This is a genomic window from Candidatus Symbiopectobacterium sp. NZEC127 (genome assembly GCF_025962675.1).
GTDB lineage: Bacteria > Pseudomonadota > Gammaproteobacteria > Enterobacterales > Enterobacteriaceae > Symbiopectobacterium.
In genome coordinates, this window is the sequence record NZ_JAGFPG010000001.1 from 2,170,296 (window position 1) to 2,188,214 (window position 17,919).

Below are 17,919 nucleotides of genomic sequence, written 5' to 3' on the forward strand. Positions count from 1 at the left end.
GCCAGAGGTGTGATCACACCGCTGGCGCAGGGGAATCAGAACTGCCAACGCAGTTGCAGATTACCGGTGTGACTTTGATAATGTCGGGCCGCTTCGCCGGTATATTTTATCGTTACGCTGAGGTCACGAGAGCCGACGAGAGAAACCCCCGCCGAGAACACCCCGGTATCCACAATCGGCTTCGAACCACGAGCCACGAATGAACTTGCGCCAGTGCTGTCGGCAGAGAAACTGGCTACCGATTGCAACGCATCGTCATGGTATTCATGACGCCATCCGCCCTGGATAAACGGCTGAATTTCACCGTCTGACATTTTGAAGCGGTGATCCAGTTTCAACGCCAGGTCGCTTTTCAGCGAGGTTACCGTGGTGTCGTCAACCCGCAATCCCGCACCGTTGCCGCCAGATTCGGTGTAGCCGTCCTGACCCAGTTTGCTGTAGGTCAAGGCAGCGATCGGCGTCAGTCGGGTCCACAGGGTTCCCATCGAGAGGGGATACCCCACCAGACCGGAGGCAACAAACTGATTGCCTTTGAAGCCCGCCGTGGCATTACCGTTAAAGCCGGTGAAATCAATCTGACGTTTAGTGCCGTAATGGTGGAAGATACCGCCGGTGGTCAGGTTGACGTACCACGGATCGCCTTCATAGTTGGCATAGCCGAACACGCCGTAAGATTTGACATGCGCCGAGCTGCCCAGATTATCGCCGCTACTGTTCACCATCGTGGTGGTGTAGCTGCCTAATCCCCCCAGACGCCAGTTGTCGTTGACCTCACCATCGCCCCCTAACATCACGCCAACGAAGTGCCCGTCGTAGCCCGCGATATCCCCTTGCTGGCCTCGGTTAACTTTGCCGCCAAAACCCTGCCCCCAGGCAACCGGGCCGTCATCATTTTCCCCGGTCGAAATACCGCTGCCCGCTCCCGCCAGACGAATGGCTTCGCCGCGTTGCGCCAATACGTCCAACACCGACATGGCGGGCAGTGCTGCCGCCTGTGCCGAGGCGGAGGCGATCGCCGCCGGACTCAGTTGCGCACCCGCGCGGTTGGCTTCTGCGGTATTGCCTACCGCAGCACCGGCATTAAACAGATTGAGCAGCGACGATTCCGTACCGCCATAGTTGAACAGGCCGTTCAATGAGGAGACGGCGTTTGACGTCGTCGCGTAACCGACCGGCTTGTAATCGCCATTACAGTCACCCAGCGTCACCACCAGGTCACTGGTGCTGCCGTGCGTTACCGTATTACCGGTCAGCATCCCGGTGTAATTATCAGCCCAGTAATCCAGTTTGTCGGCGTTGTAGTCGGTGCCATCACTGTTTGCCCGAATTACCACATAGCGCTGCCCTTGTGCGAAGGCATATTGGCCGTTACTCATCAGCCCCACGTTAGATCCGCTGGTAATATTGGCGCTGCCGGACACCACCAGGCGGCCATACCCGTTGTAGGAGTTGATATCACCGTTGGTGGCAAGGTAGTTATTTACACCAAACAGCAGGCTGGCACCGCCCCCCTGTTGATAGTCGCCATCGATGGTGAGCACATTGTTGATCATCAGCTGGGCTGAGCCATTCACCAACTGGCCTTCTCCCAGAATGACGTTGTCATTCAGCAGCGTGCTGCCTGTAACAAAGGTCAGGTCACCGGCCGCAATGGAAATGGTGCCGATACTACCCTTGTCATACCCGGTCAGGGTGCCGATGTCCTCGTCTTTGCCGCCAAAGAAGGTCAGACCGCTGGTGGAGTAGATATTCCCGGCAATAACCCCGTCGTTATAAATCGACCCGATACTCCCGCCATCAATGGAGAGCGCGGCTAACTCACCGCCGATAATGCCTTCATTACTGAGCGAGCCAAGGGTGCCGCCGTCGTAAATCCCCATGGCGATATTGGTGTCGATGGAGCCAGTGTTGAAAAACGTCCCGACATAGGAACCGCCTGCAACCACCAGCCCCTCCTCTGCATCAATCAGCCCGCTGTTGTGAATGGCGGTGATGGTGTTGACAGCATATTCCGGGTTGCCAAACGCGCCGATGGCCAGATTGGCACTCAGGGTGCCCGAGTTGAAGAAGGTGCCGACATATCCGCCACCCGCTACAATCAGCCCGTCTTCAGCATCGATAAGACCGGTATTGGAGATAGACCCTATCGAACTCATCTCTTCGACATTGTCACCAAACACGCCAATACCCAGGCCAGCACTGATGGTACCGCCGTTAATTAACGACTCTATGCTGGCGTCATTTTCCAGCACGATCCCCTCATCGCCGGTGATCAATCCGGTATTACTGATGGAATAGATACTGGAACTGTTGAGCAGGATAGCGGCATCGTTCTCAGAGGAGATCGTACCGGAGTTGACCAGTTCATACAGCATGGAGTCATTTTCCAGCACCACGCCTTGGTCACCGTAGATTTCGCCAGAGTTCTCGAAATAGCACAGGTTACTGGCGTTGACTAAAACGGCAGTATCTTCATCACCTTCGATATATCCGGTGTTTTTGAACTCCCCCATGAAGCTGTTGTTCTCGAGGTAAACGCCCTTATGTCCGGTGATGGTGCCCGTGTTAAACAGCGAATCAATGTTACCCGCATCACTCCACAGGCCAATATTGTCACTGGCAGAAATTAAACCGGAGTTGGTTATCGGACCGATTGACCCGGTGTTGTAAATCCCATCATTGCCTGTGATAACGCCGGCATTGCTGAGCGAGCCAATGGTCGACGTATTGGTAATGCCAAAATCGGTTCCGGTGAGGGTACCGGTATTGGTGATACTCAGATAATCCTGTGCTGTTGTAATGCTCAGACCACCTTGGCTGGTGGAAACATCGATCGATGCAGCGGATGATGGGTAAGTAGAAAGAACGCCTAGTACGGCACTTACTGCCACCACCAACGGTTTGACTTTGAATGACGAAGACCTCATCCGGCACTTCTCCCAAATAGTATAACTCATTGATATTTCATCATTCCGCTGATATCGATAGCATTTTAATTAATAACGGTGAATAAACATGATTTACCGTTATTGATTAGAAGCAACCTTCCTGGAAACAACGTCTTTGCGATAAGAACTGTCTCAAAGGGTAGACGGGGCGTGGCAGAAAACTTTCATATTCTGATTGTTGCTTTAGGCGCATCAGAGGACGGATATCAGAGGGTTACGCGGAGATAGTGAGGAAGAGCGATAAAAAAAACGCCAGCCCGAAGGCTGGCGTTGGCATACAGGTTACTGGCGATCAGGCATAAACCGGGAAACGCTCGCAAATAGCGAGTACTTTTTGTTTCACGCGTTCAATGGTCGCTTCGTCATTGATGTTATCCAATACGTCACAGATCCAGCCTGCCAGCTCACGCACTTCCGCTTCCTTGAAACCACGACGGGTTGCCGCCGGAGTACCGATGCGGATACCGGAGGTAACAAACGGGCTCTTCGGATCGTTCGGCACACTGTTTTTGTTAACGGTAATGTTAGCGCGACCCAGAGCGGCATCGGCTTCTTTGCCGGTCAGGTTTTTGCTCACCAGATCGAGCAGGAACAGGTGGTTACTGGTGCCACCAGACACCACGTTGAAACCGCGCGTCAGGAAGACCTCAACCATGGCCTTGGCATTCTTCGCCACTTGTTGCTGGTAAACTTTGAACTCAGGTTCCATCGCTTCTTTCAGCGCGACCGCTTTACCGGCGATAACGTGCATCAACGGGCCACCCTGGCCGCCAGGGAAGACGGCAGAGTTCAGTTTTTTGTACAGATCTTCATCACCGCCTTTCGCCAGAATCAGGCCGCCGCGCGGACCCGCCAGCGTTTTATGGGTGGTGGTGGTGACGATATGCGCATGGGGAACCGGGTTAGGATAAACGTCAGCCGCGACCAGACCCGCAACGTGCGCCATATCGACAAACAGATAAGCACCGATGCTGTCAGCGATTTCACGCATTTTTGCCCAGTCAACCACGCCTGAGTAGGCAGAGAAACCGCCTACGATCATTTTCGGTTTGTGGGTTTGCGCCAGTTCAGCCATTTCCTGGTAATCAATTTTACCGCTTTCATCGATACCGTAAGGAATAACTTTGTACAGCTTGCCAGACAGGTTAACCGGAGAGCCGTGAGTCAGGTGGCCGCCGTGTGCCAGGTTCATCCCCAGAATGGTATCACCCGGTTGCAGCAGCGCGGTATACACGGCAAAGTTAGCCTGAGAACCGGAGTGCGGTTGCACGTTGGCGTAGTCGGCGCCGAACAGCGCTTTAGCACGGTCAATCGCCAGTTGCTCTACGATGTCAACGTATTCGCAGCCGCCGTAATAACGTTTGCCAGGGTATCCTTCCGCATATTTGTTGGTTAACTGAGACCCTTGAGCCTGCATAACACGTGGGCTGGTGTAGTTTTCTGACGCAATCAGTTCAATATGTTCTTCCTGACGCACCACTTCTTGCTGCATCGCGTGCCACAGTTCGGCATCGTAATCGGCAATGTTCATTTCACGCTTTAACATCCGCATCTCCTGACTCAGCTAACTATATGTACAGTAAAAATGCCCGCAACGGGTATTGGCCTATAGTGTAAACCGTTTATCCCCTTGCATGATAGGGCTTGACAGAGGTTTTTACGCAAACGATTAGCTTCAAGCAGCACAAGGCTTAGCGGCCTAATGACTTCATGCGCTGGCAAGGGAGTTTTCTTCATCTGCATCCTGCATTTTCTTCATTTTGTGTTCCCGTCGACACAATAAACACCAACACCAAGCAGGGATTTACAATGCGGCAACGCTCGAATAAGATGCATTAAAAATACATCTTATAAAACCACCTGGAGTCACCATGCTAGACGCAAAAACCATCGCTACCGTAAAATCAACGATTCCCTTGCTGGCACAAACCGGCCCGGCACTGACCGCCCACTTCTATCAGCGCATGTTCACTCACAATCCTGAGCTGAAAGACATTTTCAACATGAGCAATCAGCGCAACGGCGATCAGCGAGAAGCGTTATTCAACGCTATCTGCGCCTATGCGGCCAACATCGACAATCTCTCGGCACTGCTGCCTGCGGTGGAGCGTATTGCACAAAAACATGCCAGTTTCTCTATCCAGCCCGCACAATATGGCATCGTTGGCGAACATCTGCTTGCCACGCTGGATGAATTGTTTAGCCCCGGCGAAGAGATATTGGATGCCTGGGGTAAGGCCTATGGCGTGTTGGCTGATGTTTTTATTCAGCGCGAACACGCCATTTATCAGGATGCAGCTAGCCAGCACGGCGGCTGGGAAGGCACTCGCCCCTTCCGTATCGTGAAAAAGCAGGCGCAGAGTGCGCTGATCGCCAGTTTCACGCTGGAGCCGGTCGATGGCAAACCGGTGGTGGATTTTAAACCCGGCCAGTATTTAGCAGTCTATGTTCGCCACGACAGCCTCACTCACCAAGAGATTCGCCAATATTCTCTGACTCACGCCCCCAATGGCCGCACCTACCGCATTGCGGTGAAACGCGAGGATCAGGGGACGGTCTCCGGCTATCTCCATGACATTGCACAGGAAGGCGATATCATTTCACTGGCAGCGCCCCACGGGGATTTCTTTTTATCGGCCTCTCCTACCACGCCGGTCACGCTTATCTCTGCGGGTGTAGGGCAAACCCCATTGCTCAGCATGCTGCACCAGTTAAAAGATCAAGCACATGGGGCGGACGTTCTGTGGTTGCACGCCGCTGACAACGGCGATGTGCATGCCTTTGGTGATGAACTGGCGCAGATTAGCCAGCAATGGCCCGCATTGACACGTTACGTGTGGTATCGCGAACCCGGCAAAGACGATCGTCCCGGCGAAGATTTCCACCACCACGGCGTAATGGCGTTGGACACACTGGCGTCACGTCTGACCGATGTGACCATGCATTTTTATCTGTGCGGCCCGGTGGCCTTTATGCAATTCGTCGCTCGTCAACTCCTCGCATTGGGCATCGCGCCCTCACAATTACACTACGAGTGCTTTGGCCCGCATAAAGTCGTGTAATACACCGACTCGCAAGCCCCTACCGCGCGGACAAACGCACGCGCGGTAATCTTATCCACGATCACAAATTTATGCTCCCGCCCGATCCGGTAATGATAAAAAACGGTATCGATCACAAAAATCCTCTACGCCATAATTAAAATAACGTTTCATTTTATAAAAACGCGGTTTTAGCTTCTTAATGCGCTCCGCGGCCTACCTGCATCCCACTTTTTTGGCCGAACTAACAAGGAGTTTGTGTAAGAATCAGTAGCACTGCGGCAAGCCTGTTGCACACCACCCAAACGACGTCGTCTTTTTTACTACTTTTCGCTACAAGGGATGTATCTGACCATGTCTACACGATTTTCTCACCGCATTACGCTCGCGCTGCTGATTAGCGCTTCCGTGGGCTATGCCCATGCACAAAAGAATGCTGCACCTGCTAGCGAAACGCTGCCCGCCACGGTGTTGGGAGAACACACCACGCTCGAAGGCATCGTCGCACACCGCGATGCGCGCTTGCCCGCCACCATTATTGTGCGCGACCAGCAAGGGCACCGTCGCCAGACGCAAACCGATGAGCAGGGCCACTATCAGTTGGATGTGTCTGAATTGACGGCACCGCTGCGCCTTTCTGCGGTAGAGTCCGGCGGCAATAACTGTTTGCTGAACAATCAGGCGCGCGCCATCTGCCTGAGTGCGTTGTTGCCAACCGCCCAATCGGGTAAAGGCAACACCGCCAACATCAACCCGTTTACCGATCGCATCGCCTCCGACATGGCTGCGGCGGCAGGTTATATCGGCCCGCAGCAACTCTCCGATGACGCAGGCACGCCAGCACTCTCAGCGGCAACCTGGAAACAGGCTAACGCAGTGTTTCATGCCGGTTTCGGCCCCGCGTTAAAACAGGCGGGTATCACCAACCCGGCACAGTTTGATCCCCTGCACTACCCGGCCGCGCAGCAAAAAGCCGTTCACCAGTTGGTCGAGGTGATCAATCACAACCGCAACTACCATAACGACAGCGGACAAGCGGGCCACACCGTGCTAACGGACAGCGTGTTCCGGCCGATTGTCGGGCTTAGCGCCGATGGCAGCTACGAAGGACTGGATTACGGCTACGCGCGTCGTCAGTTGGATGAGATCAAAAAGGCCAAGACGCGCATCTTTATCGTCGGTGATTCCACCGCCGCCAACTATGAGAAACTGCGTTTCCCACGCATGGGCTGGGGACAGGTGTTTGAGCAGCAATTCCGCCATGACGGTAGCGTCAAAGTGATCAACGGCGCCCGTGCCGGACGCAGCTCGCGCGATTTCTTCTATGAAGGCTGGTTCCGCCAGATGCAGCCGCTGATGCAGCCCGGCGACTACATTTTCATTCAGATGGGCCACAACGATCAGAACTGTAACGGTGCCAGAGCGGTACGCGGCGCGGCGGATGTCGGCAACCTGTGTACCTACCCCAACGATGCGGCAGGCAAGCGCCAATTCCCGCAGGGTAAACCTGACATGTCATTCCAGAACGCGCTGGAACGTTACATCACCTATGCCCGCCAGCACCAGATGATCCCGGTACTGTTGACACCGACCACCCGCGTGAAAGATGCACAAGGCAAAGATGGCACTCCGGCCGTTCACAGCCACTTCACCCGTCAAAATGCTGAAAACGGCTTTGCCTTTATCGGCGACTACAGCCAAACCATCAAGGACACCGCGAAAGCCAACAATGTCCCGTTACTGGATGTTGAACCCGATACCATTGCGCTGGCTAACCGGGACAACGGACATCACTGGAAACAGTATTGGCTGGTGATCGATCCTAAACGCTACCCGTACTACAAAGATCAGGGCGGCAGCATCACCAAACCGGATACCACCCACTTCCAGCAAAAAGGCGCGATTGCCGTAGCCGAGATCGTCGCCGACAGCATTCGCGCCGACGAGGCGCTGCGCCCGCTGGCCGATTATCTGCTCAAGAAAAAACACTAAGGCTTTACTCCCCTGAGCGTTTGCTCAGGGGCGCTTTCCCATCGTGCGAACGGATGGGCTTTACCTCTCGGACACTACAGTTAAGGAATGATCGGTATGCTTAAACCTCTCTCAGGCGCGATTGCGCTGGCCGTTCTGGTGGCAGCCCCTTGGCAGCACGCCGTCGCCAGTACGGATGTGAACGCGGTGGTTTCTGCCACTGCACCGGCTGCACCCAATACCTTTAAAACCATTGGTGAGGCTATCGCCAGCGCGCCCGCCGATACCACGCCGTTTGTTATCTACATCAAAAAGGGCACCTACCACGAGCGTCTGGTGATTACCCGCCCTAACGTGCATTTTAAGGGCGAAGACCGTGACCACACCATTATTGCCGTGGATACCGCTGCTGGTGCATTGAAGCCTGATGGTTCCAAATGGGGCACCTCCGGCAGCTATACGGTGAAAATTGATGCACCTGATTTCAGTGCCCGCACGCTGACCATCCGCAACGATTTTGACTATCTGGGCAATGAAGCCAAAAAGAGCGATGACCCGACCAAGATAAAAGATACCCAGGCCGTGGCGCTGTTAGTGGCAGAGAACAGCGATCGTGCCTACTTCCACGATGTCAGCCTGGTGGGTTATCAAGACACGCTGTATGTCAAAGCGGGGCGCAGCTTGTTTGAGAAATGCCGTATCAGCGGCACCGTGGACTTTATTTTCGGTAGCGGCACGGCGCTGTTTGATGATTGTGATATTGTCGCCCGCACGCGCGTTAATCCCGGTGATGAATCCTACGGCTACCTGACCGCCCCCAGCACCGATATCAACCAAAAGTACGGTTTAGTGATCACCAACAGCCGGGTGTTCAAGGAAGGCAGCAATGTCCCCGCGAAAAGCTATGCGCTTGGCCGCCCCTGGCACCCAACCACCACCTTCCCCGATGGCCGCTATGCCGACCCTAACGCTATCGGACAAACGGTGTTTATCAACACCCAGATGGATGATGTGATCTACGGCTGGGACAAAATGTCCGGCAAGGATATCAAAGGCGAGAAAATCTGGTTCCAGCCGCAGGATTCGCGTTTCTTCGAATACCAATCAACCGGTGCGGGCGCAGAAAAAAATGACGGACGGCGTCAGCTCACCGCAGAGCAGGCCGCAGAATACAGTAAGGAAAAGGTCTTGGCGGGTTGGACACCTACCGCGCCTTGATAGGACGTTGCACGATCCCCGTCATCCGGGGATCGTGGCTTACGCATCAGATCGCCGCTTCGTCTTCTTCGCCGGTACGGATACGTACCACGCGCGCCACGTCAAACACGAAAATCTTGCCGTCCCCGATTTTGCCGGTCTGGGCGGTCTGAATGATGGTTTCGACACAGGTATCGACGATGTCATCGGCAACCACCAGCTCGATTTTTACCTTGGGTAGAAAATCGACCATATATTCTGCACCGCGATACAGTTCGGTATGCCCTTTCTGGCGTCCGAATCCTTTTACTTCCGTGACGGTCATGCCGGTGATACCCACTTCGGCTAACGCTTCACGCACGTCGTCCAATTTGAACGGTTTGATAATCGCATCTATTTTTTTCATGAAATAACCTTTGTGAACCTGTTTCTCTTCGACCGCAGTCGGGCATCAGTAACAAACATTCAGTGAAACGGTAACGCCAGGCGCAACAACGCGCAGCGCGCTGTCACTCTTTAAAATCGTTGGCATCCAACGCATGACGGCCAAGCAATTTATAGAATTCGGTGCGGTTACGCCCCGCCATTCTGGCCGCCTGCGTCACATTGCCTTTGGCAATTTGCAGCAGCTTGCGTAAATAGTTCAGCTCAAACTGGTGACGCGCCTCCACAAAGGTTGGCAACGCGGTATTCTCGCCTTCCAACGCCTGTTCTACCAGCGCATCGTTAATCACCGGCGCGCTGGTCAACGCCACGCAGCGTTCAATCACATTCACCAGTTGACGCACATTACCGGGCCAACTCGCCGTCATCAAGCGTTTCATTGCATCGCTGGAAAAACTGCGAACGAACGGCTTATGGCGATTAGCCGCTTCACGCAGCAGATGATTTGCCAGCAGCGGAATATCCTCGGCCCGATCGTGCAGCGCGGGCAATTTCATGGTCACTACATTTAAACGGTAGTAGAGATCTTCACGAAATTCGCCTTTTTCCATCGCGACCGGCAAATCACGGTGCGTGGCGGAGAGAATGCGCACATTGATATCAATATCCCGGTTGCTGCCCAGTGGGCGCACCTTGCGCTCCTGCAATACCCGTAGCAGTTTGACCTGTAGCGACAGCGGCATATCACCGATTTCGTCAAGGAACAGCGTGCCCCCTTCCGCCGCCTGAAACAGCCCCTCGCGGCTGCTGACCGCGCCGGTAAACGCGCCTTTGGCATGGCCGAACAGTTCAGACTCCAGCAACGGTTCCGGCAGTGCGCCGCAGTTGATAGCGATAAACGCGTTTTTTGCGCGCGGACTGGCACTGTGGATGGCCCGCGCCAGCACCTCTTTCCCGGTTCCGCTCTGCCCGTTAATCAGCACGCTGACGTCAGATTGCGCTACCAGCTTAGCCTGTTCCAACAAACGCAACATCACCGGGCTGCGCGTAACAATGGTTTCTCGCCAGTGGGATTCTCCGGCAGGGGCGCTGAGCGCTAACGCATCATCGATCGCTTTATAGAGCGCGTCGCGATCCACCGGTTTGGTCAAAAAGCCAAACACCCCTTGCTGCGTCGCGGCCACGGCGTCCGGGATCGATCCGTGGGCAGTAAGAATAATTACCGGCAGTCCTGGCTGCTGCTTCTGTATTTCAGAAAACAGCGCCAAACCGTCCATTTCATCCATGCGCAAATCGCTGATGACCAAATCAATGCTATCGCGTGCCAGCACGCGCAGCGCTTCAGCGCCGCTTTCAGCCGTCACGACATGAAACCCTTCACTGGTCAAACGCATACCCAGCAGTTTCAGCAAGCTGGGATCGTCATCGACCAGCAGCAAATCAGCCGTTTTTCGAATTGTCATGGGCGTGTAGGCTCCTATTTTGACGCCGCAGGCGCAGCGTGGCGCTCCGTCGCACCAGACTCATGCGAAGCCGCAGGCTCCGGAAGTTCACCGCTCATCGGCTTGCGCGTGGAAAGCTGACGCTCAATATCCGTCAGGTTTTCCAGTTTGCGCGTCGTTACATCGAGTTGATATTGCAAATTGCTCTGTTGAACCCGCATCGCTTCAAGCTGTTTGTCGTTGGCCTCCTGCAAACGCTGAGTACGTAAGCGTTCATCGGTCAGCGCCAGCCAGAACGTTTGCTTGTCCTGCCAGGTTTGCAGCAGCGGGCGCAGCGCCGCTGGAAAGTCAGTTTGAAAACTGTTCAGGCGATCGAGCGCCTGACGCCGTTCCGCCGGGGTGATTTTGACTTGATCGAGTAAAATGCTCTGCTTGAATGCCTGATCCCAGGTCCCGCTCCCCAGCGTTTGCACCGCCTCACGCGCCTGTTGCGAGGTTAACCGCTCCGCGCAATCCATCGCACGCAACCAATAAAGGGCGTTATTCACCGCATCGCGATCGTCAGTGCGCCACAGGCTATCGCACTGGATCAGACGGTAATCGCTCACTTGTTCTCTCGGCGTGACATTTTCAACATCGCGTATCGCAATACGGTGATGGGTGCTGTCAACGCAGCCCGCAAGCAGCGCCACGAGCGCCAACACCGATCCGCGAACCCTGCCGTCAGAGCACCTTGCTTTCATTTGTTATTCATTCTCAGCGGTTAAGGGCAATTCAATACGAAAACAGACGTCAGCATAATCCACCGGTATCAGACTCAGTTCCCCGCGCATGCGACGAATACAGTCGCGCGCAATGCTTAACCCAAGCCCGCTGCCTTTCACCGCGCCTTTGCGCTGGTGACTTCCCTGATAAAAGGGCTCAAAAATCATGCCTTGTTCTGCTTCTGGGATCGGCGCACCGTCATTGGCAACGTCAATCTGCACCCGGTGTCCGTGCTGGCGACTCCGAATCCAAATGTTACCGGATTCCTTGCCATAGTGCACCGCATTGGAATAGAGATTATCGATAACGCGCATCAGCAAGGTGGTCTCGGCCCAGCACTGGGTAACATCAAGCCGCGTTTCGGTGTGGATCGCCTTGGTGCGCGCAGGCAGGCTGTGCGAAGACATCACGATATCCACCACCTCATCAATGTCGACAGGCTCCATCTCCGTTGGGGTATCCGCCAGCTTGCGATTGTAATCCAACAGTTGATCGATAAGCTCCAACAGGTGCCGGCTGCTGTTATCCAGAATAGCGACCACGTCTTTTTGATCCGGCGTCAACGGCCCGACAACTTCGTCGGCCAACAGCGAGGTGCCTTCGCGCAGGCTCGCCAACGGCGTTTTTAGCTCATGGGAGATATGACGCAGAAATTCGTGCCGCTGCGATTCCAGCCAGGAGAGTCGCTCACTCAGCCAGATAATCCGCTGTGCCAGCGTGCGAATCTCTCGTGGTCCCTTAAAGGTACTGGTATTGCCGAGCGAGCGCCCTTCGCCCAGGCGTTTAATCATGCGCTCCACGCCGTTGACCGGCCCGATGATCATACGGGTAAACAGCACCACTAACAGCAGACTGACCATAAACAGTACCAGCGACTGCCAGCCGAAAAACTTACCGCGCTCGGCGATGCCCTGTTGCAATTGCTGCCCACGAGAAAACACCACTTCACGCGTCATTTGTAACAGTTGGGCATTGACCTGCGCAAACTGCGTCAGTTGTTCCTGCGCCGCGTTGGTCGGCGTGCTATTGGCACAATCAAGGGTCGCCAACGTGGCAAGGTGTTGGCTTAGCTGCTGGTAAGTACGCGGGTCGGGCAGGACATTGCGGTGCGCTTCCAGCATCTGCGCATACTGTTTGTGTTGGCTTTGGTAGAGGGTAGCCAGCGTGCTGTCATCCAGCACGCAGTATTGGCGATAGCTACGCTCCATCGCCAGTGCGGTGCCGCTCATCGCCTCACTGCGGCGCGCGTCCACCAGCATGGATTTGTTAATGTCCGCCGCTTGTTCGCTCAGGGTATCCAGGCTGTCATACGCCTGATAGGCCAGTACCAGCAGCGGCAAGAGCACCAGCAGGAACGCCATAATCACTAATTGGCGCAGAGAGCGCGGAAACAGACGCCAGCGTTTCAAGGAAATCATCTCGTTGTTTATTCATCCGTCATGATGCTAACGAAGTGGCATAAAAGCGCAATGTTTTTCCCATCCGCAAGCGGGTGATGAAATCAATCAAGACGTGGAGAAAAGAGAGTCAGTCGCTGCCCGGTTGCATCTCTGCTAACCGGGCAACTGAATAGGCGGTGCCTCACTCAACGTGTCGCCCGATGTTTGATAAAGCTGCATGGCAGACTGTTATCGGTGTAGTGGACGATAGGCACCCTTTCTTGTGGCGTCATTCGGGGTGTTATGAGCGCAAAGCAATATCATCAACAGCGCAATCATAACGAGGTGAATGAGCAACGCGTGACATTATGCACTAATCATGCCAGTTCGCAATATCGATTTTAATTGATTGATAAATAATAATTTAAATTTACATATATCGCTTTAAAGGCGATAGCGTGCCTTTATTAACATCATACTACGTCGCCGATCGCTAAAATCTGTCGCCAAAAAAAGACGCTTTATGCAACTCGGGATATCAACCTAATAAAATCATATAATTAAATGTCTCCAAATAGAGACATCAATAATGCCACTTGTCGCTGTATCGCGACAAATGTCGGTTTTGTAGAAAAAAACGCCTCGCCACCCAATAAAAAAGGGGCTCATCGCCCCTTTTATCGTCAATACCCGGCTACTCCTTAACCAAGCTGACGACGCGCGTTGCGGAACATGCGCATCCACGGGCTGTCTTCACCCCAGGTTTCCGGGTGCCAGGAGTTGCTCACGGTGCGGAAAACACGTTCCGGGTGTGGCATCATCACCGTAGCACGTCCACTGGCGCTGGTGACTGCCGTGATGCCGTTCGGAGAACCGTTCGGGTTCGCCGGATAGTTCTCTGTTACCTGCCCAAAGTTATTCACGAAGCGCAGAGCGACCAGATGTTCATGCTCCAGCGCCGCCAAGTGGGCGGCATCGCGCACTTCAACGTGCCCTTCACCGTGAGAAACCGCGATTGGCATGCGCGATCCCACCATGTCATTCATAAACAATGACGGACTTTTGGTGACTTCAACCAGGCTAAAGCGCGCTTCAAAGCGATCGGACAGGTTGCGCACAAAGCGCGGCCAGTGGTCTGCGCCAGGGATCAGTTCGCGCAGATTGGACATCATCTGGCAACCGTTGCACACACCGAGCGCCAGCGTTTGCGGACGTTGGAAGAAGGCAGCAAACTCATCGCGCACCCGCGCATTGAACAGAATGGATTTCGCCCATCCCTCGCCCGCGCCCAGCACATCGCCGTAAGAGAAGCCACCGCAGGCGACCAGCGCCTGGATGTCTTGCAGATCGCGACGACCTGCCAGCAAATCACTCATATGCACATCGATGGCGTCAAAACCGGCGCGATGGAACGCGGCCGCCATTTCAACGTGAGAGTTAACGCCCTGCTCACGCAGCACAGCCACTTTAGGACGCACGCCTTTGGCGATAAAGGGTGCGGCAATATCCTGCGCAGGATCGAACGTCAGCGAGACGTTCAGGCCCGGATCGGTCTCATCCTGCTTCGCAGCATGTTCCTGATCGGCACAGTGCGGGTTGTCACGCAGGCGCTGCATCTGCCAGGTGGTTTCCGCCCACCAGGTGCGCAGCGTAGTGCGGCTCTCCTGATACACCACATCGTTGCCATGGGTAATCACAAAGCGATTGTCCTGCGCGGCATGGCCCAAACGGTGAACGATATCCGCCAAACCATTGTCGGCCAGCACCTGTTCAACGTGCGCCAGACGATCGGCGGAGACTTGAATTACTGCACCCAGTTCTTCGGTAAACAGCGAGGCCAGCGGATCGTTGCCCAATGCCGCGATATCAACCTCGATGCCGCAGTGACCGGTAAACGCCATTTCTGCCAGCGTCACCACCAGACCACCATCAGAACGGTCGTGGTAGGCCAGCAGCGCATCATCCGCCACCAGCGTTTGCATAGCGTTAAAGAAGCCAGCCAACTGTTGCGGGTTACGTACATCCGCAGTATGGCGGCCCAGTTGACGGTAGACCTGTGCCAGCGCTGTCGCGCCCAGCGTATGGTGTCCAGCACCCAGGTCGATCAGCAACAGCACGTTATCACGATCGGCGCGCAGCTGCGGCGTGACAGTTTTACGCACATCTTCCACACGGGCGAATGCGGTGATCACCAGAGAAAGCGGAGAGGTGACGCTGCGCTCCTGATCGCCCTCTTGCCAGCGGGTTTTCATCGACATGGAGTCTTTACCCACCGGAATGGTCAATCCTAATGCCGGGCAGAGTTCTTCGCCGATGGCTTTTACCGCTTCGTAAAGTCCGGCGTCTTCACCGGGATGCCCCGCTGCCGACATCCAGTTTGCAGAGAGCTTCACGCGCGTTAACGCGCCTATCTGGGTCGCCGCAATGTTGGTTAACGCTTCCCCCACCGCCAAACGCGCGGAGGCGCCAAAGTTACGCAACGCCACAGGCGCACGTTCGCCAATCGACATCGCTTCACCGTGGTAGCTGTCGAGGCTTGCGGTGGTGACGGCACAGTTTGCCACCGGGATCTGCCACGGTCCGACCATCTGATCGCGTGCCACCATACCGGTAACGGAACGGTCACCAATGGTGATCAGGAAGGTTTTCTCTGCCACCACTGGCAGATGCATCACGCGCTCTACCGCTTCAGCCAGGAAGATACCTTCGCGGTTCAACAAGGTGCCCTCGGTAGTCTGGCGCTTAACGTCACGCAGCATTTTTGGCGTTTTGCCCAGCAACACATCCAGCGGCAAATCGATCGGCTGATTGTTGAAGTGGCGATCGTTCAGGGTTAAATGTTGCTCTTCCGTGGCTTCGCCAATCACCGCATAAGGGGCGCGCTCACGACGGCACAGCTCATCAAACAGCGCCAGTTTCTCCGGCGCAACCGCCAGCACATAGCGCTCTTGCGATTCGTTACACCACACTTCCAGCGGGCTCATGCCCGGCTCGTCGTTGAGAATGTCGCGCAGTTCAAAGCGTCCGCCGCGCCCGCCATCACTCACCAGTTCCGGCATGGCGTTGGACAGACCGCCCGCCCCCACGTCGTGGATAAACAGGATCGGGTTCTCTTCGCCCAGTTGCCAGCAGCGATCGATCACTTCCTGACAACGGCGTTCCATTTCCGGGTTATCGCGCTGTACCGAGGCGAAATCCAGATCGGCGTCCGATTGACCAGAAGCCATAGAAGAGGCCGCACCGCCGCCCAGGCCGATGTTCATGGAGGGGCCACCCAGCACAATCAGCTTGGCACCTACCGTGATTTCGCCTTTTTTCACGTGATCGGCACGGATGTTACCAATACCGCCCGCCAGCATCACCGGCTTGTGATAACCGCGCAGTTCGCTGCCGTTATGGCTGTCCACCTGCTCTTCATAGGTACGGAAGTAACCGGTCAGCGCAGGGCGACCAAACTCGTTGTTAAAGGCCGCGCCGCCCAGCGGGCCATCAAGCATGATGTCCAACGCGCTGACGATACGATCCGGCTTACCGAAATCTTCTTCCCATGGCTGTTCGAAGTGAGGGATACGCAGGTTGGAGACTGAGAACCCGACCAGACCCGCTTTGGGTTTGGCACCGCGCCCCGTCGCCCCTTCATCGCGAATTTCACCGCCGGAACCGGTCGCCGCGCCCGGCCAGGGAGAAATGGCCGTCGGGTGGTTGTGGGTTTCCACTTTCATCAGAATGTGTGTCGGTTCCTGATGGTAGGCGTAGTGCCCTTGCGGATCGGCAAAGAAGCGCCCTGCTTCGGAGCCTTCCATCACGGCCGCGTTATCTTTATAAGCAGACAGCACGTGTTCCGGCGTATGTTCGAAGGTGTTCTTGATCATTTTGAACAGCGATTTGGGCTGTGTTTCACCGTCAATCACCCAATCGGCATTAAAAATTTTGTGGCGGCAATGCTCAGAGTTGGCCTGGGCAAACATATAGAGTTCAATGTCGGTCGGATTGCGTCCCAAACGGGTAAAGGCGTCCAACAGGTAGTCGATTTCATCTTCCGCCAGCGCCAATCCCAGACGCACATTGGCCTGTTCCAACGCCTTACGCCCTTCAAGCAGAGCGTCTACCCGTTTCAACGGGGCGGGTTGATGCTGCGCAAACAGCTGTTCTGCCTGCGCCATCTCAGTAAATACGGTTTCCATCATGCGGTCATGCAGCAGCGCGCCCAGTTGCTGCCACTGTTCATCGCTCAGCGTCGGCGCATGAATATAGAAGGCTAATCCGCGCTCCAGACGAATCACCTTGTCCAGGCCGCAGTTGCGCGCAATATCGGTAGCTTTGGAAGACCAGGGAGAAATGGTGCCAGGACGCGGTGTGATCAACAGTAAGCGCCCACTTGGCTCATGCTCCGCGAGAGAGGGGCCATATTTTAACAGTCGTGTCAGTTTGACCTGCTCATCGCTGTTCAGTGGTGCACGCACGGCGGCAAAGTGAACGTACTCCGCATAGATATCACTAATTGGCAAAAAGTGCTCTTTGCAGCGCGTTAGCAACTTATTTACACGGAAGGCCGATAGGGCAGGTGAACCACGCAGTATTTCCATCATCTAAAAAATCTCTCGTCTTCGATGTACTGAGTTTCAGTACGTCAGTGGGCGCTACTTTGTCGCGCAGCCAAGGGGGGAAACGCGCGTCATTATAGAGAATTGTGACGCGCGACGAAACCGTTTGCGCAGAGTTTGTTGCACATCTTATTTTTGACGTGGTCAAACTTTAACCTGATGGATAACTGTTGCACACTGGCGGTTTG

10 protein-coding genes are annotated in these 17,919 nt (G+C 55.0%); 3 read left to right on the forward strand and 7 right to left on the reverse strand.

Annotated elements, in window-relative coordinates; all coding sequences use genetic code 11:
- Positions 1–35: 35 nt before the first annotated feature.
- Both J5069_RS09970 and glyA read right to left on the reverse strand, forming a co-directional pair.
- Complete coding sequence (locus tag J5069_RS09970; RefSeq protein WP_264643653.1) at positions 36–2,927, reverse strand: autotransporter outer membrane beta-barrel domain-containing protein; 2,892 nt, start codon at positions 2,925–2,927, stop codon at positions 36–38.
- Positions 2,928–3,240: 313 nt separating this feature from the next.
- Positions 3,241–4,494: a serine hydroxymethyltransferase gene (glyA, locus tag J5069_RS09975; protein ID WP_264643654.1), complete on the reverse strand. Its 1,254-nt coding sequence runs from the start codon at positions 4,492–4,494 to the stop codon at positions 3,241–3,243.
- Between the two features lie 325 nt (positions 4,495–4,819).
- Between glyA and hmpA the strand changes: the two genes are divergently transcribed.
- From hmpA to pemA, 3 genes are all read left to right on the forward strand, one after another.
- On the forward strand, positions 4,820–6,010 hold the full coding sequence (hmpA, locus tag J5069_RS09980; RefSeq protein WP_264643655.1) for an NO-inducible flavohemoprotein: 1,191 nt from the start codon (positions 4,820–4,822) through the stop codon (positions 6,008–6,010).
- A gap of 333 nt (positions 6,011–6,343) precedes the next feature.
- Positions 6,344–7,981: a pectin acetylesterase PaeY gene (gene paeY, locus J5069_RS09985; RefSeq protein WP_264643656.1), complete on the forward strand. Its 1,638-nt coding sequence runs from the start codon at positions 6,344–6,346 to the stop codon at positions 7,979–7,981.
- A gap of 96 nt (positions 7,982–8,077) precedes the next feature.
- Positions 8,078–9,178, forward strand: coding sequence for a pectinesterase PemA (pemA, locus tag J5069_RS09990; RefSeq protein WP_264643657.1), 1,101 nt, complete (start codon positions 8,078–8,080; stop codon positions 9,176–9,178).
- A 46-nt stretch (positions 9,179–9,224) separates the two neighbouring features.
- Here pemA and glnB read toward each other — a convergent pair whose 3' ends face one another.
- From glnB to purL, 5 genes are all read right to left on the reverse strand, one after another.
- The gene (gene glnB / locus J5069_RS09995; RefSeq protein ID WP_195315181.1) at positions 9,225–9,563 is read right to left on the reverse strand and encodes a nitrogen regulatory protein P-II; all 339 of its coding nucleotides are present in this window, start codon (positions 9,561–9,563) and stop codon (positions 9,225–9,227) included.
- Positions 9,564–9,666: 103 nt separating this feature from the next.
- Complete coding sequence (glrR, locus tag J5069_RS10000; RefSeq protein WP_264643658.1) at positions 9,667–11,004, reverse strand: two-component system response regulator GlrR; 1,338 nt, start codon at positions 11,002–11,004, stop codon at positions 9,667–9,669.
- A 14-nt stretch (positions 11,005–11,018) separates the two neighbouring features.
- The gene (qseG, locus tag J5069_RS10005) at positions 11,019–11,726 is read right to left on the reverse strand and encodes a two-component system QseEF-associated lipoprotein QseG (protein WP_264643659.1); all 708 of its coding nucleotides are present in this window, start codon (positions 11,724–11,726) and stop codon (positions 11,019–11,021) included.
- 3 nt (positions 11,727–11,729) lie between these two features.
- Positions 11,730–13,166: a sensor histidine kinase gene (locus J5069_RS10010; RefSeq protein WP_264643660.1), complete on the reverse strand. Its 1,437-nt coding sequence runs from the start codon at positions 13,164–13,166 to the stop codon at positions 11,730–11,732.
- 662 nt (positions 13,167–13,828) lie between these two features.
- Positions 13,829–17,713, reverse strand: coding sequence for a phosphoribosylformylglycinamidine synthase (gene purL / locus J5069_RS10015; protein ID WP_264643788.1), 3,885 nt, complete (start codon positions 17,711–17,713; stop codon positions 13,829–13,831).
- Positions 17,714–17,919 lie beyond the last annotated feature (206 nt).

What these genes read in the sequence shown, in the direction of transcription:
- glyA (WP_264643654.1), bottom strand. Translation starts at nt 4,494, where the DNA reads ATGTTAAAGCGTGAAATGAACATTGCCGATTACGATGCCGAACTGTGG.
- glnB (WP_195315181.1), bottom strand. Translation starts at nt 9,563, where the DNA reads ATGAAAAAAATAGATGCGATTATCAAACCGTTCAAATTGGACGACGTG.
- J5069_RS10010 (WP_264643660.1), bottom strand. Translation starts at nt 13,166, where the DNA reads ATGATTTCCTTGAAACGCTGGCGTCTGTTTCCGCGCTCTCTGCGCCAA.
- hmpA (WP_264643655.1), top strand. Translation starts at nt 4,820, where the DNA reads ATGCTAGACGCAAAAACCATCGCTACCGTAAAATCAACGATTCCCTTG.
- qseG (WP_264643659.1), bottom strand. Translation starts at nt 11,726, where the DNA reads ATGAAAGCAAGGTGCTCTGACGGCAGGGTTCGCGGATCGGTGTTGGCG.
- glrR (WP_264643658.1), bottom strand. Translation starts at nt 11,004, where the DNA reads ATGACAATTCGAAAAACGGCTGATTTGCTGCTGGTCGATGACGATCCC.
- purL (WP_264643788.1), bottom strand. Translation starts at nt 17,713, where the DNA reads ATGGAAATACTGCGTGGTTCACCTGCCCTATCGGCCTTCCGTGTAAAT.
- pemA (WP_264643657.1), top strand. Translation starts at nt 8,078, where the DNA reads ATGCTTAAACCTCTCTCAGGCGCGATTGCGCTGGCCGTTCTGGTGGCA.
- paeY (WP_264643656.1), top strand. Translation starts at nt 6,344, where the DNA reads ATGTCTACACGATTTTCTCACCGCATTACGCTCGCGCTGCTGATTAGC.
- J5069_RS09970 (WP_264643653.1), bottom strand. Translation starts at nt 2,927, where the DNA reads ATGAGGTCTTCGTCATTCAAAGTCAAACCGTTGGTGGTGGCAGTAAGT.